At 52.9% G+C, this 17,469-nt stretch carries 16 protein-coding genes and 1 riboswitch; of the genes, 3 read left to right on the top strand and 13 right to left on the bottom strand.

What is annotated here, in order from left to right; translation table 11 throughout:
* Positions 1–17 precede the first annotated feature (17 nt).
* Entirely contained in the window at positions 18–947 is a 930-nt protein-coding gene (locus CGZ75_RS05780) for a DMT family transporter (RefSeq protein ID WP_245850716.1), read from the top strand.
* Here the strand turns inward: CGZ75_RS05780 and CGZ75_RS05775 are convergent.
* The 5 genes from CGZ75_RS05775 to CGZ75_RS05755 all read right to left on the bottom strand — a co-directional run bounded on the left by CGZ75_RS05775 (position 915) and on the right by CGZ75_RS05755 (position 7,053).
* Positions 915–1,160, bottom strand: a complete 246-nt coding sequence (locus CGZ75_RS05775) for a hypothetical protein (protein WP_089523287.1) — start codon at positions 1,158–1,160, stop codon at positions 915–917. The genes CGZ75_RS05780 and CGZ75_RS05775 overlap by 33 nt on opposite strands.
* Positions 1,161–1,368: 208 nt before the next feature.
* Complete coding sequence (locus CGZ75_RS05770) at positions 1,369–4,134, bottom strand: FtsX-like permease family protein (RefSeq protein ID WP_089523286.1); 2,766 nt, start codon at positions 4,132–4,134, stop codon at positions 1,369–1,371.
* On the bottom strand, positions 4,128–4,814 hold the full coding sequence (locus CGZ75_RS05765; protein WP_089523285.1) for an ABC transporter ATP-binding protein: 687 nt from the start codon (positions 4,812–4,814) through the stop codon (positions 4,128–4,130). The genes CGZ75_RS05770 and CGZ75_RS05765 overlap by 7 nt, the downstream gene beginning before the upstream one ends.
* 104 nt (positions 4,815–4,918) lie before the next feature.
* Entirely contained in the window at positions 4,919–6,325 is a 1,407-nt protein-coding gene (locus CGZ75_RS05760) for a sensor histidine kinase (protein ID WP_089523284.1), read from the bottom strand.
* The gene (locus CGZ75_RS05755) at positions 6,322–7,053 is read right to left on the bottom strand and encodes a response regulator transcription factor (protein WP_089523283.1); all 732 of its coding nucleotides are present in this window, start codon (positions 7,051–7,053) and stop codon (positions 6,322–6,324) included. The genes CGZ75_RS05760 and CGZ75_RS05755 overlap by 4 nt, the downstream gene beginning before the upstream one ends.
* Before the next feature lie 86 nt (positions 7,054–7,139).
* On the opposite strand from CGZ75_RS05755, the gene CGZ75_RS05750 reads away from it, so the two are divergent.
* Positions 7,140–7,532, top strand: coding sequence for an NUDIX domain-containing protein (locus CGZ75_RS05750; protein ID WP_089523282.1), 393 nt, complete (start codon positions 7,140–7,142; stop codon positions 7,530–7,532).
* A 76-nt stretch (positions 7,533–7,608) separates the two neighbouring features.
* Here CGZ75_RS05750 and CGZ75_RS05745 read toward each other — a convergent pair whose 3' ends face one another.
* Positions 7,609–7,992, bottom strand: coding sequence for a hypothetical protein (locus CGZ75_RS05745; RefSeq protein WP_089523281.1), 384 nt, complete (start codon positions 7,990–7,992; stop codon positions 7,609–7,611).
* A 126-nt stretch (positions 7,993–8,118) separates the two neighbouring features.
* Positions 8,119–8,265: riboswitch (FMN riboswitch) on the top strand.
* Positions 8,266–8,388: 123 nt separating this feature from the next.
* Here CGZ75_RS05745 and CGZ75_RS05740 point away from each other — a divergent pair.
* Positions 8,389–9,369, top strand: coding sequence for a DMT family transporter (locus tag CGZ75_RS05740; protein ID WP_245850715.1), 981 nt, complete (start codon positions 8,389–8,391; stop codon positions 9,367–9,369).
* A gap of 268 nt (positions 9,370–9,637) precedes the next feature.
* Here the strand turns inward: CGZ75_RS05740 and CGZ75_RS05735 are convergent, their stop codons facing one another.
* From CGZ75_RS05735 to CGZ75_RS05705, 7 genes are all read right to left on the bottom strand, one after another.
* On the bottom strand, positions 9,638–9,997 hold the full coding sequence (locus CGZ75_RS05735; protein WP_089523280.1) for an MGMT family protein: 360 nt from the start codon (positions 9,995–9,997) through the stop codon (positions 9,638–9,640).
* A 67-nt stretch (positions 9,998–10,064) separates the two neighbouring features.
* Entirely contained in the window at positions 10,065–10,367 is a 303-nt protein-coding gene (locus CGZ75_RS05730; protein WP_089523279.1) for a DUF6509 family protein, read from the bottom strand.
* Positions 10,368–10,369: 2 nt separating this feature from the next.
* Positions 10,370–12,310: an ATP-dependent DNA helicase gene (locus tag CGZ75_RS05725; RefSeq protein ID WP_245850714.1), complete on the bottom strand. Its 1,941-nt coding sequence runs from the start codon at positions 12,308–12,310 to the stop codon at positions 10,370–10,372.
* A 126-nt stretch (positions 12,311–12,436) separates the two neighbouring features.
* A complete protein-coding gene (locus CGZ75_RS05720; protein ID WP_176444691.1) occupies positions 12,437–13,117 on the bottom strand; it encodes an NAD(P)H-binding protein in 681 nt (226 codons plus the stop codon).
* Positions 13,118–13,338: 221 nt separating this feature from the next.
* Positions 13,339–13,776 carry a PaaI family thioesterase gene (locus tag CGZ75_RS05715; RefSeq protein WP_245850713.1) on the bottom strand — a complete coding sequence of 146 codons (438 nt, stop codon included), beginning with the start codon at positions 13,774–13,776 and terminating at the stop codon, positions 13,339–13,341.
* Positions 13,777–13,895: 119 nt separating this feature from the next.
* Entirely contained in the window at positions 13,896–15,608 is a 1,713-nt protein-coding gene (locus CGZ75_RS05710; RefSeq protein ID WP_176444690.1) for a long-chain-fatty-acid--CoA ligase, read from the bottom strand.
* Between the two features lie 21 nt (positions 15,609–15,629).
* Complete coding sequence (locus CGZ75_RS05705) at positions 15,630–17,411, bottom strand: acyl-CoA dehydrogenase family protein (RefSeq protein WP_089523276.1); 1,782 nt, start codon at positions 17,409–17,411, stop codon at positions 15,630–15,632.
* Between the last annotated feature and the right edge of the window lie 58 nt (positions 17,412–17,469).

Raw genomic sequence — 17,469 nt, 5'->3', positions numbered from 1 at the left:
TAGGAGACAGGATTAACATGAAAAAATCGGAATGGGTGCTGCTCGCGGTTACGCTTTGTTGGGGAGCATCGTACTTGCTGTTGAAGGTTGCGTTAGGGGCGGTTAATGAATTTATGCTGATCGGGCTGCGATTCGGATTTGCCTTTTTGGTCAGTGCCGTGTTCCTATTTCCAAGACTTAGAAAGGCAACCTGGAAAACCGTCAAGTATGCGGCCTTGCAGGGAGGTTTGTTGTTCGCAATCGGTATATCTGTCACTTTCGGTCTGAAAACGACCACAACAGCCAATGCGAGCTTCCTCATCAGCTTGACCGTCATTTTTGTACCGATTCTATCTGCCCTATTTCTTCGCCAACGAATGAAACCGCAGCTCAAAGCCGGCATCGCATTCGCTATTGCTGGCATCGGCCTTATGACGCTGAAAATTCCGCTCAGTATGCAGCCGGGCGATCTGCTCTGCATACTGGCCGCACTGCTAAATGCGACGTATGTACTGTTCACGTCCAAAGCAGCCAAATCCGTTGATTCCATCAATCTTGGCGTGCTGCAGCTTGCCTTTGCCGGAGGTTATGGACTGCTGTTCGCCACCATGGCGGGTCAGGCTACATTGCCAGCTACAAGCGATGGTTGGGCAGCTTTGCTTGCTCTTTCTGTTATCGGCACAGCCTTCTGTTATATTGCACAGCCCGCAGCTCAGAAGCATACTACGCCTTCTAGGGTGGGTCTGATCTTCACGATGGAGCCGGTATTCGCAGCGCTGTTCGGCTTCTTACTCGCTGGCGAGCTGTTGAAATCGCAAGGGTATGCGGGGGCGGCACTTGTGCTGACCGGAGTACTCGTATCGGAATATGGCAGCAAATGGTATGCCGCACTGCGTAAAAAGAGGCTGCCTACAGCCGCAGCCGAGGTTGCCTCCCTAAACGAGCGCACACACGGCGGCGGAGCGTGACTCGGCAAGCAGCATCAGTGAATGCCGGATTGCGCTTGCTTTAACGATTTCCGGATTCAAGCTGCTTTCGCTGCGGAAAAGTTCGGTTAACGCCTGCTGCGCTGCTGTAACTGCTAGCTCTTCATTTTGCAACAAGTAGTGGCAAGCAGAGTAACAGTCCTGCTCCATCTCGCGCAGCCTAAGGAGCTTGTCTGTGGAACATTTGGTTTTCATCTTCCTCTTCCTTTCGTGCCAACTTCACATAGACGGATTATAGCCGCGAAATGTATCCGGAAAATGTCCTTTTTAGATATAGTTATATTTTACCAGACAAAAAGCAACAAAAGCTTTAACGATGTCTGAAGTTTTTCTTAAGTTAAGAGAGGTAAAAGCCTCCGTATTCCCTGCTTGGGAAGCGGAGGCTTTCTGTTTCTAGATCGGTTTACTGCTCCGCCCCTCTAAGCGCCTCCACAGCGGAGCCTTTGAGCGCACCGCGCGAAGGACCAAGCTGGAATAAAAAGGCTAAGCCCATCAGTACGAGCATGACTCCGATTAAAAGAATCCAGTTGTAGTCTACTTGTACAACTTTCTCCCATGGCTGCAGATCACTTTGCATGATGCGGATGAAGGCATGCGCTCCGGTCAAGCCGACTGCCCCACCAGCAATCAGACCAAGGCTGCCAAGTAAGCTGCCTTCTATGGTGAAGGCGGCAAACAGATGCCGCGACGGAATGCCCGAGCTGCGGAGCATCGCTATTTCGCGCTGGCGTTCATGGATGGAGCGCTTCTGCAGAACCGCCAGGCCGAGCAGGCCGATGACCGCCGAGAGCGCCGTAAAAGCAATAAAGCCGTCGACAAAACGGCTATTTGCCGCATGAGCCTTCCAGTTGTCGAGATACGGGATTATCGCTTGATTGGCTCCCCCGGCTACAAGTCTGGAGACAATCTGCTCATCTTGGCTAAGATTCGAATAATCAAGATCAAGCAACAGTAAGCCTTGATGAGTTTGATTAGGCCAAGGTTTATGATACTCCATCAGTTGACGCCAAATTTCCGGATGAATATAGGTTGTGGAGTACACATATTGAGTCGAGACATTGGATGCCGTATTCGCTGCAGCAAACCCGGCGATCGTGAAGGAAAGCGTCAGATCGGGTTTATCTTCGAGTGAAATAAGATCTTTGAGGAAAAAGCCCAGTTCAATCTGCTCTCCGAGTTTATACTGCTTCTCAGGTAGCCAGTAGCTGGATGAATACTCCGTCCCAAAGTCCTTGTACAAAAGGGGGAGAACGATATAGGTCGGATCTGACATTACCTTCTCCCATGCTTCTTGATCGCTTGCGAACTCCGCAGCCCGATCGGTGAGCGCCCAGCTTCCTCCCGTGACCAACTCTTCGGTAACTGGCACAAATGACAGCCCCGTACGACTTGAGCCCGCTGTCAGTTGGGGGGCCACCATAACCTGCTTGACATCAACATGCCCGCGTACCGTTTTGCGCAACATCTCATCCTTAACGAGCAGATCGAGAACAGCTTTTTTCTCCCTTTCGGACTCATACGGCACAAATCCTCCATAACCAAGCATCGTCTGTACATTTCGCTTCGGCTCCATATTTCCTACAATTAGTTCTGACATGCTCGAGGTGAACGTTATCGTCATCATGGCAACGGCGAACAGCAGCATGACGGTAAAACTGCGTCCAGGCCGTTGTCCGGTGTAACGAAGCGCCAGCAGGCCGGCAATGCCTGCTTTTGGACCGAGCAGCTTGCCGATTGCCGTTAACAGCAGTTGCAGTAAAAACACAATCGCTGCCGAAGAGGCCAGCCATGCAAGCAGCAATTGCAACACAACGGGCCCACCCAACTCCTTCGGCTGCCAGGCAAAGGCATGATATAGATGCAGCCCCAGCACAGCGGCTGCAATCAGTGCGATCAGCAGCCCTTTGCCGGAAGCTGCTCTTAGGCGAGCCTGACGGGATCCGCTTTCCCATATACTGCCTCGCATGAGATCCACGATGCTGCCCGCGCCGGCCTTGCGGCTAGCCAGCAGCACAAGCAGCAGCTGATAAGCCAGTACGAGCAGTACGACTCCGATAAGGACCGGAAGCGGCACACTCGGCTCCACAGGGATTCCGGTTCCCGAGACCTCGCGGCCGCTGGCCGTGCCGTAGATCAGCCGCACAAGCGCATAGCCTCCGGCAAGCCCGACCGCGATGCCGACCGCTCCCGAGAGCAGGCCGAGCAGCAGAGCTTCGGCGCGGAACAGACTGCGGATCTGCTTGCGGCTCAAGCCGATTGCACGCAGCACACCGTACAGCTCTGAGCGGGATTCCGCAAACATCAACACAATTTGCCGCAGCAAAAAAGCGCTTGAAAAAACCGCCGTTAAGCTGATCGCTAAAATAACAACAACGAATTTGCTATTGGCTTGATTGAGAGCGTTATACTTAATAGGCTTGATTTCAGCCAATTGTGGCGTTTTTTCGTTGAAACTCATCCCCATCACACTATCTGCAGGCTGCATCCGCGTAACTAAAACCCTACTTGACTGCCCCACTCCAATTCCCGTCAGCAAGCGAGCGTCGTCCGGATGAAGCAGCAGCGTACCACTCAGCCTGGCGCCGTCGCCACGGTAGCCCGACAGGCCTGCCGCAGGCGGCACTTCTCTTAATATAAAGCCATGACGTTTGCCCTCGCTGTCCGCTGCATAAACGGCATCGCCCTTTTTCAGCCCTAAGAGCTGTGCCGCTCCCTGGTCCAAAATGGCCTCACCCTGCTTCAGCGGCGAACGCCAGAAAGCGGCAGAGGACGGATCAAAACTTGCCGCCGCCGCGAAATCGAATCCAAGCAGATTAACTTGCTGCAATGAAGCTCCATCCGCATCCAGCTTGTCAGAAGCAAATAGCGTACCTGGAGCCGATACCACCGGCAAATACCGATATGGCAGCGAAAACTTCGGATTCGTTATTTGACTAATTTCTGCATCCGTAAACGTTCCGGTTTTGGAGGGGACAAGCTCCCAATCAACCGGGCCAAAATGGGCCTTGATCCATCCATCACCGCTCGTTTTCACCGAGCCGTAATGAAAGAGCGACATCGTAATTAGCATCGCGCCGATTGCACCAGCCAGCATGCTCAGCAGCGTCTGCCGCCGTTGTCGCCTCAAATAAAGAGCGCCCATCCGCCAAGCGAGGCTGTTCCTCAGCATCCCGCCGTACCTCCATCTTCAACGATTCGTCCGTTGAACATGCGAATCTGACGCTGCATGCGTGCAGCTTGCCGCTCATCATGCGTCACGAGCAGCAGCGTCATGCCATACTGCCGGTTCATCAGCTCCAGCAACCCCATAATCTGCTCTGCTGTCCCGGAATCGAGCGCTCCCGTCGGCTCGTCCGCAAACAGAATGTCGGGCCGACCGGCGACTGCTCTCGCAATGGCGACACGTTGGTTCTGTCCCCCGGACAACTGAGACGGGTAAGCCTTCCGCTTGTCACTTAAGCCAACGAGCTCTAACATTTCCTGCGATCGTTCCGTTGCTTCCTTGCGGCTCAGCCCCGCTGCCAGCAGCGGCAGCTGGATATTTTCCTCTGCGCTCAGCACAGGCACCAGGTGATAGGACTGAAACACAAAGCCCATCCGCCTTAACCTCACCTCTGCAAGCTCCTTCTCCTTCAGCCCATGCAACGCATCGTCACCGAGCCAGATGCTGCCGCTGTCGGCCGTCTCCAGGCCAGCTAGCACATGCAGCAGTGTCGTTTTGCCGCAGCCGGACGGTCCGGTGACAGCTACCATTTCCCCCTTGCCAAGCTCCAAACCAATCTCGCGCAGTGCACGCGCCGCTTCATTTCCAGTACCATAGGTTTTACTTATCTGTTGCGCCTTCAGCATGCCGACGTCTCCCCTCTCTGTGCCATATGCAGGTATGCCACCAGATTAGCAGGATGCTGTGAAGTCCCCATCGAGACAATGTGCAGAAGTTGTGCAGATTGTCCTTATTCGCGAAAAAGCGGCAGATTCACCGTAAATAAAGCTCCTTCGCCAAAGCGGCTGGATACCGCTGCTGTGCCGCCATGGGCTTCGGCAATGCCTTTGACGACCGCAAGTCCCAGACCAACTCCTCGTGGCGCGGGACTGCCGTCGGCATAAGTGCGCTTGCGATAATAGCGCTGGAACAGCTGCTCGGCCTCTTCCGCCTCCAACCCCCAGCCGTCATCCTGTATACTAATGTCCAGCATCGTGCCGTTCACCCGGACACTCAGCTCAACTCGGCTCCGCGCATGGCGCAAGGCGTTACCAAGCAGATTCAACAGCAGTTGGGAAATGCGATTCTCATCTCCAAACAGTCTTGCTTCCTCGTCCAACACTGCGGTAATAGAAATCCCCTTCTCCTCCGCCTCAGGCTCCAGCAGCTCCAAAATGGCTGTCGCAGCGACCGCAGGCTGGAACCAGGCCTTCTCCAGCCGCAAGCTGCCGCTTTCAGACAGCGTCAGATCCTGCAGATCCTGAACGAGCCGGCTCATTGAGCCAACCTGCTCCGACAGCGAGGCAAGGCGCTCCGGGGGCAGCGGCTGGCTCTCGTACAGCGCGTTGTCGAGCGCCGCGCGAATGACCGCGAGCGGCGTGCGCAGCTCATGGGCGACTTCGGCGACCATCGTTTTGCGCGCTGTCTGCAGCTGCCTGATCAGCGCTTCTGCTTCATCCAGCCCGGCGGCAAGCTGTTTCTCCTCGGGGGGCAGCGAGATTAATTCAGTTGCTATTGCTCCATTTCCGACTCCTACCGCAACCGCAGCTCCTTCACTTGCATCCTCGTCGGATGTAGTGTTAATTCTGCTCTCCGTCTGCCGGGAATCCGGCTGCTGAGACAGCTGTGCTGCCCGCCCGCTCCAGTAGGCAAACCGCCGCCGATGGGATCGTTGCTCTAGCCACATTCCTAAACTAGTAAACAGAACCGCTGCCCCTCCCACTACCAAGGCGCGGGGCCATATCGCAGGCGCCGTCGCGCTGGTTGACTCGATGACAACATTGCCGCCAAGCGTTCCGCCGAACAAATACGGCTTACTTGCCTGATGCAGCGGTCGCATTTGCTTTTTCAACCCGGAATAGGACGCGATTGTTTCGCCAGTACTGTTCTGAACAATAAGCCGAAAGCCCCCTTCGACTGGAAAAACAGCAGCATCCTCTTTCAGTTGATTTTCCAGCTGTTTCGGACTTGCTCCTGAATCCAGGGTAAGACTCACATAGCGACTCCAATATAGAGCTAACCGCTCCGCATGCTCGCTGCCGTCGGAAGACCGTACAAACATGGCCATAATTAACCCGGTCATAAATACACCGAATGCCAGCGCAATTAATATGGATTTTTTTAAATAGTGAAAGCTCGCTCCATTAGATGAGTTCATTCCTCTTCACCGATGTGCGGATTAAACTTGTAGCCAACTCCATATATAGTCAGCACATAAGTCGGAGCTGCCGGATCATCGCCGAGCTTGCGGCGGAGATTGCGGATATGACTGTCGATTGTGCGCTCAAAACCGGCAAAGGCGTCGCCAAGCGCTTCCTCAAGCAAATGAGCCCGCGTGAAAACTCGGCCTGGACGATAGGCCAGCCTATAAAGCAGCGCAAATTCCGTGCGTGTCAATTCCAGCGGCTGGTTGTCAAGCAGCGCCAAATGCTGCGAAGGTAAAATACAGAGTCGCCCGCGACGCAGTTCCTCCCTTGAATTTGCGGTGTCCGACACCTCCGGGCCATCATTTCGTCCTGATGCTCGCCCGCTGCGGCGAAGCACCGCCCTCATGCGCGCATGCAGCTCGCGCAAGCTGAACGGCTTTTGAATATAATCATCAGCCCCCAGTTCCAGCGCGAGCACGCGATCAAACTCATCTCCCCTTGCAGTTACCATAAGCAGCGGCAGCTGCCATTCTTTTTCATTACGCTTGCAAAGATCAAGCCCGGTCTGCACTCCAGCCAGCGTCCAGTCCACAAGTAGTAAATCCGGCTTCACCTGTTCAATCATTTCCGGCGCTTCTTCCGCGCTATGAGCTCCCGCCACCTCACAACCTTGGCTATGTAGGAATCGACTGCCCTCTTCCAGCAGCTCTTGCTCGTCCTCGAGCCAAACAACCTTCATCTACATACGCCTCCCGTTCCAATCCATTACAAACATGTCATTTATACATTTCCTGATTATATCTCGAATTCCAGTCTTCGGTATGCATCTTTCCAACCTATGAATATGGCGAGGATAGTAAATCTGCCGTCATTCGAGAAGTGAAGGAAGAAATAAACCTGGATATAAACGAGGTTAAACTGTTAGGAATAATTGAACTTATTTTCCCTTATTATGGTGATATTGGACATGAATTTGATTTTATTTACGAAGGAAAATTTATTGATAAGGCTGCATATAAGCAAGCGACGATAAGGGGCAATGAAGGAGACAAAACCTTTACAGCTACGTGGAAAAAAATATCTGACTTCCGAGATGATGAATCTCTAATGCTTGTTCCACAAGGGCTATATGAGATGTTGACGAACCAAGGGAACTCAAACTCGGTCGTTATAAATCAGATTAAACATGTAAACACCAAGGACTTTTTAAAGTTTTGATCCTTCATTCAGCCTATTAAAAAAAGCCGTCTGCCCGCAGCAAATCGCTGTGGACAAACGGCTTTTTAGACATCAATTAGTTAACCTGGAACTCGTTCCGCTTAATGATGTGAATGTCATCGCCAGAATAGACATGAACATAAATGATATACTTGCCCGGCGACGGGAAGGTATGTGTCGCTTCGTACTGCTTGTCTGCCGGGCTAGTCGACTCCAGCAGCGTTGGCAATTGTTCTTCCGTCTCTTCGCGAATGTCAAAAACGATTCGGGCATCTTCAAGCGCTTCAATGCCTTCAACCGTAGTCATCAGCTTAACCGGAGTGCCTGCCACAGCAGCCGGCTCGCTTACAACCTTAGCCTCGATGGCAGATTCATCAAGCCCCCCGGTGCTTGATGAGCATCCTGCAACGATGAACATAAGTACGGCTAGCAAAAATAATCCACTTTTTTTCAATGCCATTCTTCCTCCTTGATCATGTACATATCCTATCCCATTATACCCCTCTTAAAGGGGCAATGAGGCAGTCATCCATGAACTTTTCTTGTCGACCTCTGTCGGATATGCTACAATGCAATCTAACTGAATCTGAACCTTCGGGGCAGGGTGAAATTCCCTACCGGCGGTGACGGCGCTACGCGTCGAAGCCCGCGACTCCCGTTTCCCTTGTGGAAGCGGGACTGACTTGGTGTAAGTCCAAGGCCGACGGTATAGTCCGGATGAGAGAAGGTTTAACCTACTTGGCGCCTATTTGGCGGCAGGTAGGTTCTTCATGCCCCTGCCAGAGCTCTCTTTGGCAGGGGTTTGTTGCTTCTAATCGAGGTTCAATTCAAATTCCGTTTCATGGGGGTTTTTGAATTGGGTAACACCGCAACTGTATCCAGTCCGCTTGGTTCCGACCGCAGTGGAATTCTTTCTCGCGGGCGAGGCATTTGGTATGTCGCGCTCGGAGCTACGCTTTGGGGCGTTGATCCACTGTTCCGCATCCTTCTGCTGGAGCAATTTAGCTCGGCGCAGATCGTTTTTGTTGAGCATTTACTGCTCGCGCTGTATTCCGTACCTGTCCTTATTCATTACCGCAATCAGTTGGCTGGCAAGCTGACGCTTGGCGTTGTGGGCGCCCTGCTGTTCATCTCATGGGGTGGTTCTGCACTGGCCACTGTTATGTTTACCGCCGCTTTCAGCTATGGCAACTTTAATGCCGTATTACTTTTGCAAAAGCTGCAGCCACTGTTCGCAATTTTGCTGGCTCGCTTTATTCTCAAGGAAGCTTTGCCGCAGCGCTTCTCGGTATTCCTGCTGCTCGCTCTGGCTGGAACGTATTTGCTCACATTCGGTTTCTCGTCACCCGCTCTCGGCCTGCATGAACTCGCCACGTTCGGCTGCCTATTGTCCATCGCCGCTGCTGCACTTTGGGGAGGCTCCACCGTCATGGGCAAATATTTGCTGTCGAAGCAGATGAGCTTCCACCACGTCACCGCCCTGCGATTCATGCTGGCGATTCCGCTGTTAGGTGTAATCGTGCTTGCCGCCGGTGACAGCTGGAAACCTCTTGGCGGTGGAGACGCCGCCGTAATTCTGCTCGTGAACCTGCTGTTCCAGGCATTCATACCTGGTTTACTCAGCATGCTGCTGTACTACAAAGGGTTGTCGTCGACCAAAGCTTCTCTGGCTACGCTCGCCGAATTAGCCTTTCCAGCCGTCGGAGTATTGATTAACTGGATTGTCTTCGATCAAGCACTAACCGCCGGGCAAATAGTTGGCTTCCTGCTCATCTGGACCGTACTCGTCCTGCTCAGCCGCAGCTCCTCGAGACAATCTGCACAGCCTGTCGGCTGACAGATTTCATAGCACTCGGTATACAGTTGTTCTATTATATAATTACCATCAAGTTGATGGTCAAACCGCATCTAGAAGCAACTTTTCGTCCTATTCGCCATTATAATCTTAAGAGCGTCGCAACTCCGATTCCCGGGAGTTACGACGCTTTTTTCATCCTCACAAAAAAGCAGCGGTTTCGATTCAGACTAATGATCAAGTCCGAATCGAAAGCGCTGTTTATCGTCAATCAATGTTTGAATGATCTTCCGATGCATTCCTGCAAAAATCATTCGTCTTCGCTTGCCCCTTCGTCCCTGAATGCGCCAATCGAGCCTTCCAGCTCCAGTTGCGCCTCCACCATCAGCTTCGCTTCAAAGCGGCCGCCAAGGCCCGGCTCTACGCCTTCCGCAGCTAACAAAGCAAGCTGCAGCTCTCCAAGCTCACCTGGCAAGCTGATGCGCCGCTCGCTGTTAATAACACGATGCCAGGGAAGTCCTTGCGATTCGCCCATGCTATGCAGCACGCGAACGACTTGGCGGGCCGCCCGCCGATTGCCGGCCATCTCCGCAACAGAGCCGTAGGTCATCAAGCGACCTTCCGGTATGGAACGCACAGCATCAACAATTCGCGCCGTAAATGGCTGCACGCAGCTTCCTCCTTTTGCTTACGAAGAGGGATTAAAAGGATTCGGGTTCAACTAACTAAGGAATGCCTTACTTCTTGTCCGATTCCGCAACATGTGCACTGCAGAACGCCGCGAACTCGGCCAACTCTTCCTCTTCCAGCTCAAAATCAAGTACCTTATCTGTGCCACGCTCGCGGATTTCATGCGTAACGATGCGGCTATCGCTGCCTTCTGCTGCCGCAGCGTATACAACGCGGACATACAGTCCACTCGGTGTGAACAGCTCGTCCTCCTCGTCGACCTCAACATTCAGTAAAAACTCGTAACGCTGACCGCTCAAAATGCCAAACGGATCCTTAATTTTGTCTACCTTAAATTCTTTAATTTCCATGTTTAATTCGTCCCCTTCAACGTTCCTTCTGGTATGACTGCCAGTACAGCTTCCTTAACAGCCGACTCTCCCAAACGATCGGACAGGAGTACAATTTCTCCCCGATCCTCCCGTGTGCGGATAAGCCGGCCTATTCCTTGACGCAGCCGTAATTGCATGAACGGCTTCTCAACTTCCTCGAACGGGGCCGCCGATTCCAAGCGGCGCGCGTTGTAGACGGGATCAAACGGCGGCCAAGGCAGCTCCCAGACGATGACGAGCGATAGAGATGGCCCCGGAATATCAAGCCCTTCCCACAAAGTCGTCGCACACAAGATGCTCTCTTCGTCGTTCTGAAAAGCGCTGATTAGATGGCTGATCTCCGCCTCTCCCTCGTAGCGCGTTCGATAGCCGTCCAGACTGCCGCTGCCAACGGCCCAGCTGCGAAACTGTTGGAGCTGAACCCTGTCAGGGAACAACAACAGTGCTCTTCCACCACTGCGGCGAAGCGCCTCCAGTGCAGCAGCCTGCTTGTCCTCGATGGCAGTAGTTTCCAGCATTATAACCTGCATTTGCTCCGCATAATCATACGGACTTGGCGTGCTGAAGCTCAAAAAATTCTGAATGCCCAGCGTATCGGCCATATATTCGAAAGTGCCTCCTGCTGAAAGCGTAGCGGAAGAGAAGATAATCGGCATTTGCCGCGAGAATACCCGCTCCTTCAGCACTTCCTTAACAAGCCTTGGCATAATAACAAGCGCCAGGCTGCCATTTTCGGGAGCTAACCAAGTAATTAGACCTTCAGGGCGCTCGAACAGAGCAAGCGCAACCCCAATCATATCCAATTGTTCCTCAACGATTGTCAGGTAATAGGCATCCAGTGTAAATAGCCCGCTCTCGAACACGAGTTGTTCCTCAATTTCTTCTAACAGCAAGCGGAAAGCTCGAAGCTCCCTGAGCAGCTCCGGAGTTAAACTGATTTCCAGCCGTTCCGAGCCGATTGCCGGACGACTGCTCCCCCGCAGATGACGGAATAACTCCTCACTGCGCGTAATGGCATCTTCGATCGCATAGGCCAGCTTCTCGCGGATATCGTTTTGCAGCAGACGGCTAATAATTGACTCAAACATATTATGCTCAAGCTTGTAGGTGAGCGCATTCTGTGCAGCTGTCTCCAGTAGATGCCCTTCGTCGAAAACGACCGAGCTATGCTCTGGTAACAGCGGCAGCTGACCTTCCCGTTTCCGTGCCTCTGCAGTCCAGACATGTTCCATATAGAAATCATGGGAGCAGATGAGCAGATCAGGAGCTTTACGGTAGTGATCTCGGGAAAGCGTCATGCCGCAGCGGTGGCGTTGCGGGCAGATCAGACAATCCTGGAACACATCCCAGCCGATGCGAGACCACTCTGCATCGCTGAGCTCCGAGTAATCTTTGCGGCTGCCATAGGGATGAAAGGATTGCATCGTGCCATGCTGATGAACAAAACCAGGCAGTCCTTCATGAATTGCATCGTAAACCTCACCACTATCAACATCAGAGCGCACCGCATCCAGCTTGTTCAAACAAAGATACTGGCTTTGCGACTTAGCGACGCGAGCATCGATGGTAAGCTCAAGGTAACGCGCGATTTTGGCCAAATCGCCCTCCGGCTTAGTCAACTGCTCGATCAGTGACTCGTCGGCGCAGGCGATAATCGCCGGTTTCTGGGTATAACGTGCATAAGCAGCGGCGTATAGCAAATACACCAGTGTTTTGCCCGTTCCGACGCCGGCTTCGGCGAACAGCGTTCTTTTGTCCTGGAAAGCACGCTCCAGTTGAAATGCCATATAAATCTGCTCATCCCGTACCTCGAAACCAGCCTCGGGAAGAATCTCATAAAACACATCGGCGATCCAGTCGCTAGCCTGACTGATGAACGGCAAGGAGGGATCATACGTAAAGGGAAAGCGGGTCTGAGTCAAACTATGTGCAGCCTCCGATAATTAGAGAATCTTAGTATCTATGTTGTTCATCGTTCATGTCATGCCCGAACCTTCATCATAATCCGCTGAATAACGCTTGTAAAGGCTTAACTGCTTCATCACGGCTCACTTGATCGGCTTCAGTCCCGCTGCTTCTACCGGAATTTGCTCCGATTCCAGTACGATCCCACCCCTTGACGCGCTCCGAGATGCGCCAAGCATAGCTGCGGCAACCGTAGCCGCCTGTATGGGGCGATAACGCGCTAGCGGTCCGACCATCAGTGCTTGCAGCGGCTTCATCAACCGGGCAGCCCATACTTCGCCAGGGCGGTTTTCCGCGCGGTTGCCGAGCAGCTGTGCCGGCCGGAGGATGACGAGATGACGCAAGCCGAGCTCTGTTAACCTCTGCTCTAGTTCGCCTTTAACCTTCAAATAAAAGTAACGAGAAGACGTCGAGGCACCTATGGACGACACAATCGCCAGAGAATCGGCTCCTTGCGTTGCCGCGCTGCGGGCGAGTCTCAGTGGCAGCTCGTAATCCACCTCGCGAAACTTTTGCTGTGAGCCTGCCCTTTTGATCGTCGTGCCCGTCGCTATGAACAAATCCGCTCCGCCCAAGCGTCCCTCAAGCACCGCTTCAGGCTGGGAATCATCCCAAATCAGCTCTTCCAGCTTGGGATGCGATACTCCCGTACTTCTGCGGCCGACGGCGATTACCACCCCATATTCCTGCTGCTGAAGCAGCAGCTGCAATAGCTCTCCGCCTACAAGTCCGGTCGCACCGGCGATAACCGCTGTTTTTTCCACTTCGTATAACTCCTTCCGCCTCATACAGCCCATTCTCTGCCAGAGTGTGCTTGCTTTCTTCATTATTTCATGATGGGACAAAAGAAGCTAGCACTACACGCCGCCTAGCAGTCGTAATCTACCCCCTATCATGCTGTAAATAGAAAATACCGGATCCGAGCGCTCGGATCCGGTTCAACAATAGCTATCCAATTATAAAAAATTGGGCCTGACGCGCTCCGCTAGTCTCCCAGAATTCGAAACGTTCCGCTTCCGAAGGCGCAAAGCTCTCCCTGCTCGTTTTTGGCGTACGCCTGAGTGCTGATCATTTTGCGGGATTGATGGACGATCTCAGCGCTGACAATCAGGCGTCCCTCCTTGATGGGAGACACATAGTTCAGGTTGAGATTGGTCGTCACAGCGGCATTTTCGGGCCGGGCGGCCATCGCCACCATTCCCATTGCGGAATCGATGAGCGTCGCGTAAACGCCGCCATGCAATATCCCGATTAAGTTCATATGATGTGGTTTTATGTCCAAATACACCTCGGTATAACCATCACGCAGCGTTTTGATCTCAGCTCCCAGGAAACCCCAAAAGGATTGATCTGCAGCCGCTGCCCATTTCTCAATCATTTCTTTGGCTTGCTCGGATGAATCCGCTCCCAAATTAATGTTCAATCCAACAACCTCCTTCCACGAAACATATCGAACCTGCTAGGCTAATCGGAACTGCCGGAACCTGTTACAACGCAGCGAAAGCTATTCCTAACCATTTTCCCCTGTTCCACCGTCGAATACTACTCCTTAGTCGCTTCCTCCGGCTTCGCTGGAGTCTGCTCCTTCTCCAGCTCTTCCTCCAGAAGCTTGCGGCGAAGCACCTTGCCAACTAACGTCTTAGGTAAGCTATCCCGGTACTCAAAAATTTTCGGCACCTTGTAGGCAGCCAGACGCTCCTTGCACCACTGCTTGAGAGCGAGCGGATCCTCCTGCGCACCGCTGCGCAGTACGATATACGCCTTCACCGTCTCGCCCCGGTACCGGTCGTTGATGCCCGCTACAATCGCTTCCTCAACGTCAGGATGCTCGAACAGTACTTCCTCGACTTCCCGAGGATAAATGTTGTAACCTCCCGCGATGATGAGATCCTTACGGCGGTCCAAAATATAAAAGAAGCCGTCGCTGTCCATACGTCCCAAGTCGCCGGTATACAACCAGCCATTTTTCATTGTCTGAGCGGTTTCATCTGGACGCTTCCAGTATCCCGCCATAACTTGCGGACCACGGACGACCACCTCGCCGATCTCGCCTATTGGCATCTCTTCACCTGAATCGGGGTGTACGATGCACGCTTCCGTATCCGGTAACGGAATTCCGACAGAGCCGCTCTTTCGCAATTCCCAGATATTGTTACCATGAACAATCGGGGAAGTCTCGGTTAGGCCATAACCCTCAATCAGTTTGCCGCCGGTTATTTTCTCGAACCTTTCCTGCACTTCAAGCGGTAGCGCGGCAGCTCCGCTGAAACATACCTCGATGGAGGAAAGATCGTATTTGCCGACATCAGGATGATTGATTATGGCGATATACATGGTCGGCGCTCCCGGGAATACCGTCGGTTTATGCTTATGAATCGCCTTCAGCACGGAATTAATCTCGAAACGAGGCATCAGATACAGCGTAGCCCCGAGCCGAATTCCCTGATTGAGCAACACCGTCATGCCGAATACGTGGAAAAAGGGCAAAGCTGCAAGATATTTTTCCTTGCTTCCTTTATTACGGTAGTTCCATAGCTGGCTCTGAACCGTATTGGCAACCAGATTGCGATGCGTCAGCATGACGCCTTTGGCAAAACCGGTCGTGCCGCCGGTATACTGGATTAGCGCGAGGTCGGTATGCGATTCAACAGGCATGCGGCAAGGATCGGACTGCGCCTCGCGAATCAGCTCCGAGAAGCGCATCATCCTCGCTTCGCTGTAATCCAACTTTGGCAGCGGAGTGCCATCCTTTTTCGCCTTCATTGGGTAAAGAAAATTTTTGGGAAAAGGCAAATAATCAGCGATCGACGTCACAATAATCTGCTCTAGAGGATTGTTCACCGTCGCTTGCTTGACGCGCGCCACGAGCAGATCAAGCACCACGATGAAGCGCGCTCCAGCATCGTTCATCTGATGTTCAAGCTCTCGCGGCATATACAGCGGGTTCGTCATGACCACAACGCCGCCGGCCAGCAACGTCCCATAATAAGAAATGACAGCCTGCGGACAGTTGGGAAGCATGACTGCAACCCGGTCTCCCTTACGGAGACCGAGGCCCAGCATAGCGTTAGCAAAACGATAAACGGAATCTAGCAGTGTTCTGTAGGAAATACGAGCACCCATGAATTCAAGCGCCGTATGATTCGGGTATTTTTCAGCTGTTTGCACCAGGAATTCCGCCAGGTTCTGGTCTGGGTAATCGTAAGTTGGCGGGACTTCGGCCGGGTAATGTCTGAGCCATGGTCTGTTCGACATACCGTCCACCCCATTCTGTTCTTATGGCACGTAACGTTCGGCCTCGATGACGCGGGAAGCGATGCGGCGCTTTAATTTGACCGTATCATTGATGCTGGACTTGGTCAGCTTCTTGAGCACGGACAGCTGCGTCTTGAGCGTGTCGCCCGTCTCCATCGCGGCCAGCGTTTCCTTCGCCAGCTCGGCGATGCGGCTGAACTCCTCCTGCACGAACACAACCGTCATGTCGACACCAAGCTGCGCCTTTGCTCCGCCTTGCAGCGTAATCCGCTTCTGCGTACGGAGAATTGCGCTTTCCATTGCGAATATCCCAATCATGATGTCGGCCATATTGCTCAGAACTTCCTGCTCCTGCTCCAGCTTCGCCCCGTATTTCTGTACTGCAGATGCGCCGGCCATCAGGAAAATCTTCTTGGCGTTGCCAAGCAGATGCAGCTCTTGCTCGAGCGGGTGCTCAAATTGCAGGTTGACCGAGCGCAGCTCCATCAACTCAGCTTGCAGTTTCATTGCCTTTTGCAGCAGCGGCAACTCCCCTTTCATAGCGCGCTTAACGAGCGTCCCCGGAATAAGCAGCCGGTTAATCTCATTTGTACCCTCGAAAATGCGATTAATGCGCGAGTCACGATAAATACGCTCGATACGGTACTCCTGAGTAAAGCCGTAACCGCCGTGGATTTGCACGCCTTCATCAGCGATAAAGTCCAACGCCTCCGATGCAAACACTTTATTGATCGAGCATTCCAGCTGATACTCGGCAATCGCTTTGGCCGACTGGTAACCGACATCTTCGGCGGAGTAGTCAACATCGGCAAGGCCGACATCGAACAACCCGGCAGTGCGGTACACCATGCTTTCCATGACGTAAGTGCGAATGTTCATCTCCGCCAGTTTTTTGCCAACGAGCGGGAAGCTGCTGATGGTGCGGCCGAATTGCGTACGCTCATTGGCGTACTTGGACGAGTACTCGATCGCATCTTTGGCGGAGCCGAGACAGCCAACAGCGAGTTTGTAGCGGCCGATGTTCAAAATATTGAAGGCTATAAGATGGCCTTTGCCGACTTCCCACAATAGATTTTCCACCGGAACCTTCACATCTTCCAGAATGAGCGGACAAGTGGATGAGCCCTTGATACCCATCTTTTTCTCTTCTGGACCGATGCTGACGCCTTCCATCGTGCGCTCGACGATGAAGGTGCTGAAGTCAGTTCCGTTCACCTTGGCATAAACGATGAAAATATCCGCGAAACCGGCGTTCGTAATGAACTGTTTCGTTCCGTTCAGCACATAATGGCTCTCATCCCCGCTAAGCACAGCTGTTGCTTTGGCGCCGAGTGCATCCGAGCCGGAGGATGGCTCCGTCAGGCAATAAGCAGCGATCAGCTCAGCGGTTGACAGTTTCGGCAAATATTTCTGCTTCTGCTGCTCATTGCCGAAATAAACGATCGGCAGCGTGCCGATACCGACATGCGCGCCGGCAGAAAGGGCAAATGCACTTGCTTTGGTCATTTTTTCGCTAATTAGCGATGAACTGACCTTATCTAAACCAAGACCACCGTAAGCTTCTGGAACATCCGCTCCCAGCAGGCCAAGCTCACCCGCCTTGCGCAGCTTCTCAACTGTCAGCTCGTAATTCAGCTTCTCTAGTGCCTCATCTACCGGTGCGATCTCGCCTTCAACGAAATCTGCCGTCGTTTGGGCAATCATGCGCTGCTCCTCAGTAATCTCCTCTGGGATGACAATGCTGTCCGCGTCAATATCCTCAATGATGAAGCTGCCGCCTAGAATTTTGTTTTTTGTTGTCATCGTCAGTCGCTCCTTTTGGATAGTCAAAATTAGAACAAGAAGAGTACAAACGGCTCCA

Source organism: Paenibacillus herberti (assembly GCF_002233675.1).
In the GTDB taxonomy this organism is placed as follows: Bacteria; Bacillota; Bacilli; order Paenibacillales; family Paenibacillaceae; genus Paenibacillus_O; species Paenibacillus_O herberti.
The sequence above is the reverse complement of the archived record's forward strand: the minus strand, read 5'-3'. Positions and strand labels throughout refer to the sequence as shown.

Excerpts from the sequence above, each read along its gene's own strand:
- CGZ75_RS05780 (WP_245850716.1), top strand. The coding sequence starts at position 18 with ATGAAAAAATCGGAATGGGTGCTGCTCGCGGTTACGCTTTGTTGGGGA.
- CGZ75_RS05775 (WP_089523287.1), bottom strand. The coding sequence starts at position 1,160 with ATGAAAACCAAATGTTCCACAGACAAGCTCCTTAGGCTGCGCGAGATG.
- CGZ75_RS05770 (WP_089523286.1), bottom strand. The coding sequence starts at position 4,134 with ATGCTGAGGAACAGCCTCGCTTGGCGGATGGGCGCTCTTTATTTGAGG.
- CGZ75_RS05765 (WP_089523285.1), bottom strand. The coding sequence starts at position 4,814 with ATGCTGAAGGCGCAACAGATAAGTAAAACCTATGGTACTGGAAATGAA.
- CGZ75_RS05760 (WP_089523284.1), bottom strand. The coding sequence starts at position 6,325 with ATGAACTCATCTAATGGAGCGAGCTTTCACTATTTAAAAAAATCCATA.
- CGZ75_RS05755 (WP_089523283.1), bottom strand. The coding sequence starts at position 7,053 with ATGAAGGTTGTTTGGCTCGAGGACGAGCAAGAGCTGCTGGAAGAGGGC.
- CGZ75_RS05745 (WP_089523281.1), bottom strand. The coding sequence starts at position 7,992 with ATGGCATTGAAAAAAAGTGGATTATTTTTGCTAGCCGTACTTATGTTC.
- CGZ75_RS05730 (WP_089523279.1), bottom strand. The coding sequence starts at position 10,367 with ATGGAAATTAAAGAATTTAAGGTAGACAAAATTAAGGATCCGTTTGGC.
- CGZ75_RS05710 (WP_176444690.1), bottom strand. The coding sequence starts at position 15,608 with ATGTCGAACAGACCATGGCTCAGACATTACCCGGCCGAAGTCCCGCCA.
- CGZ75_RS05705 (WP_089523276.1), bottom strand. The coding sequence starts at position 17,411 with ATGACAACAAAAAACAAAATTCTAGGCGGCAGCTTCATCATTGAGGAT.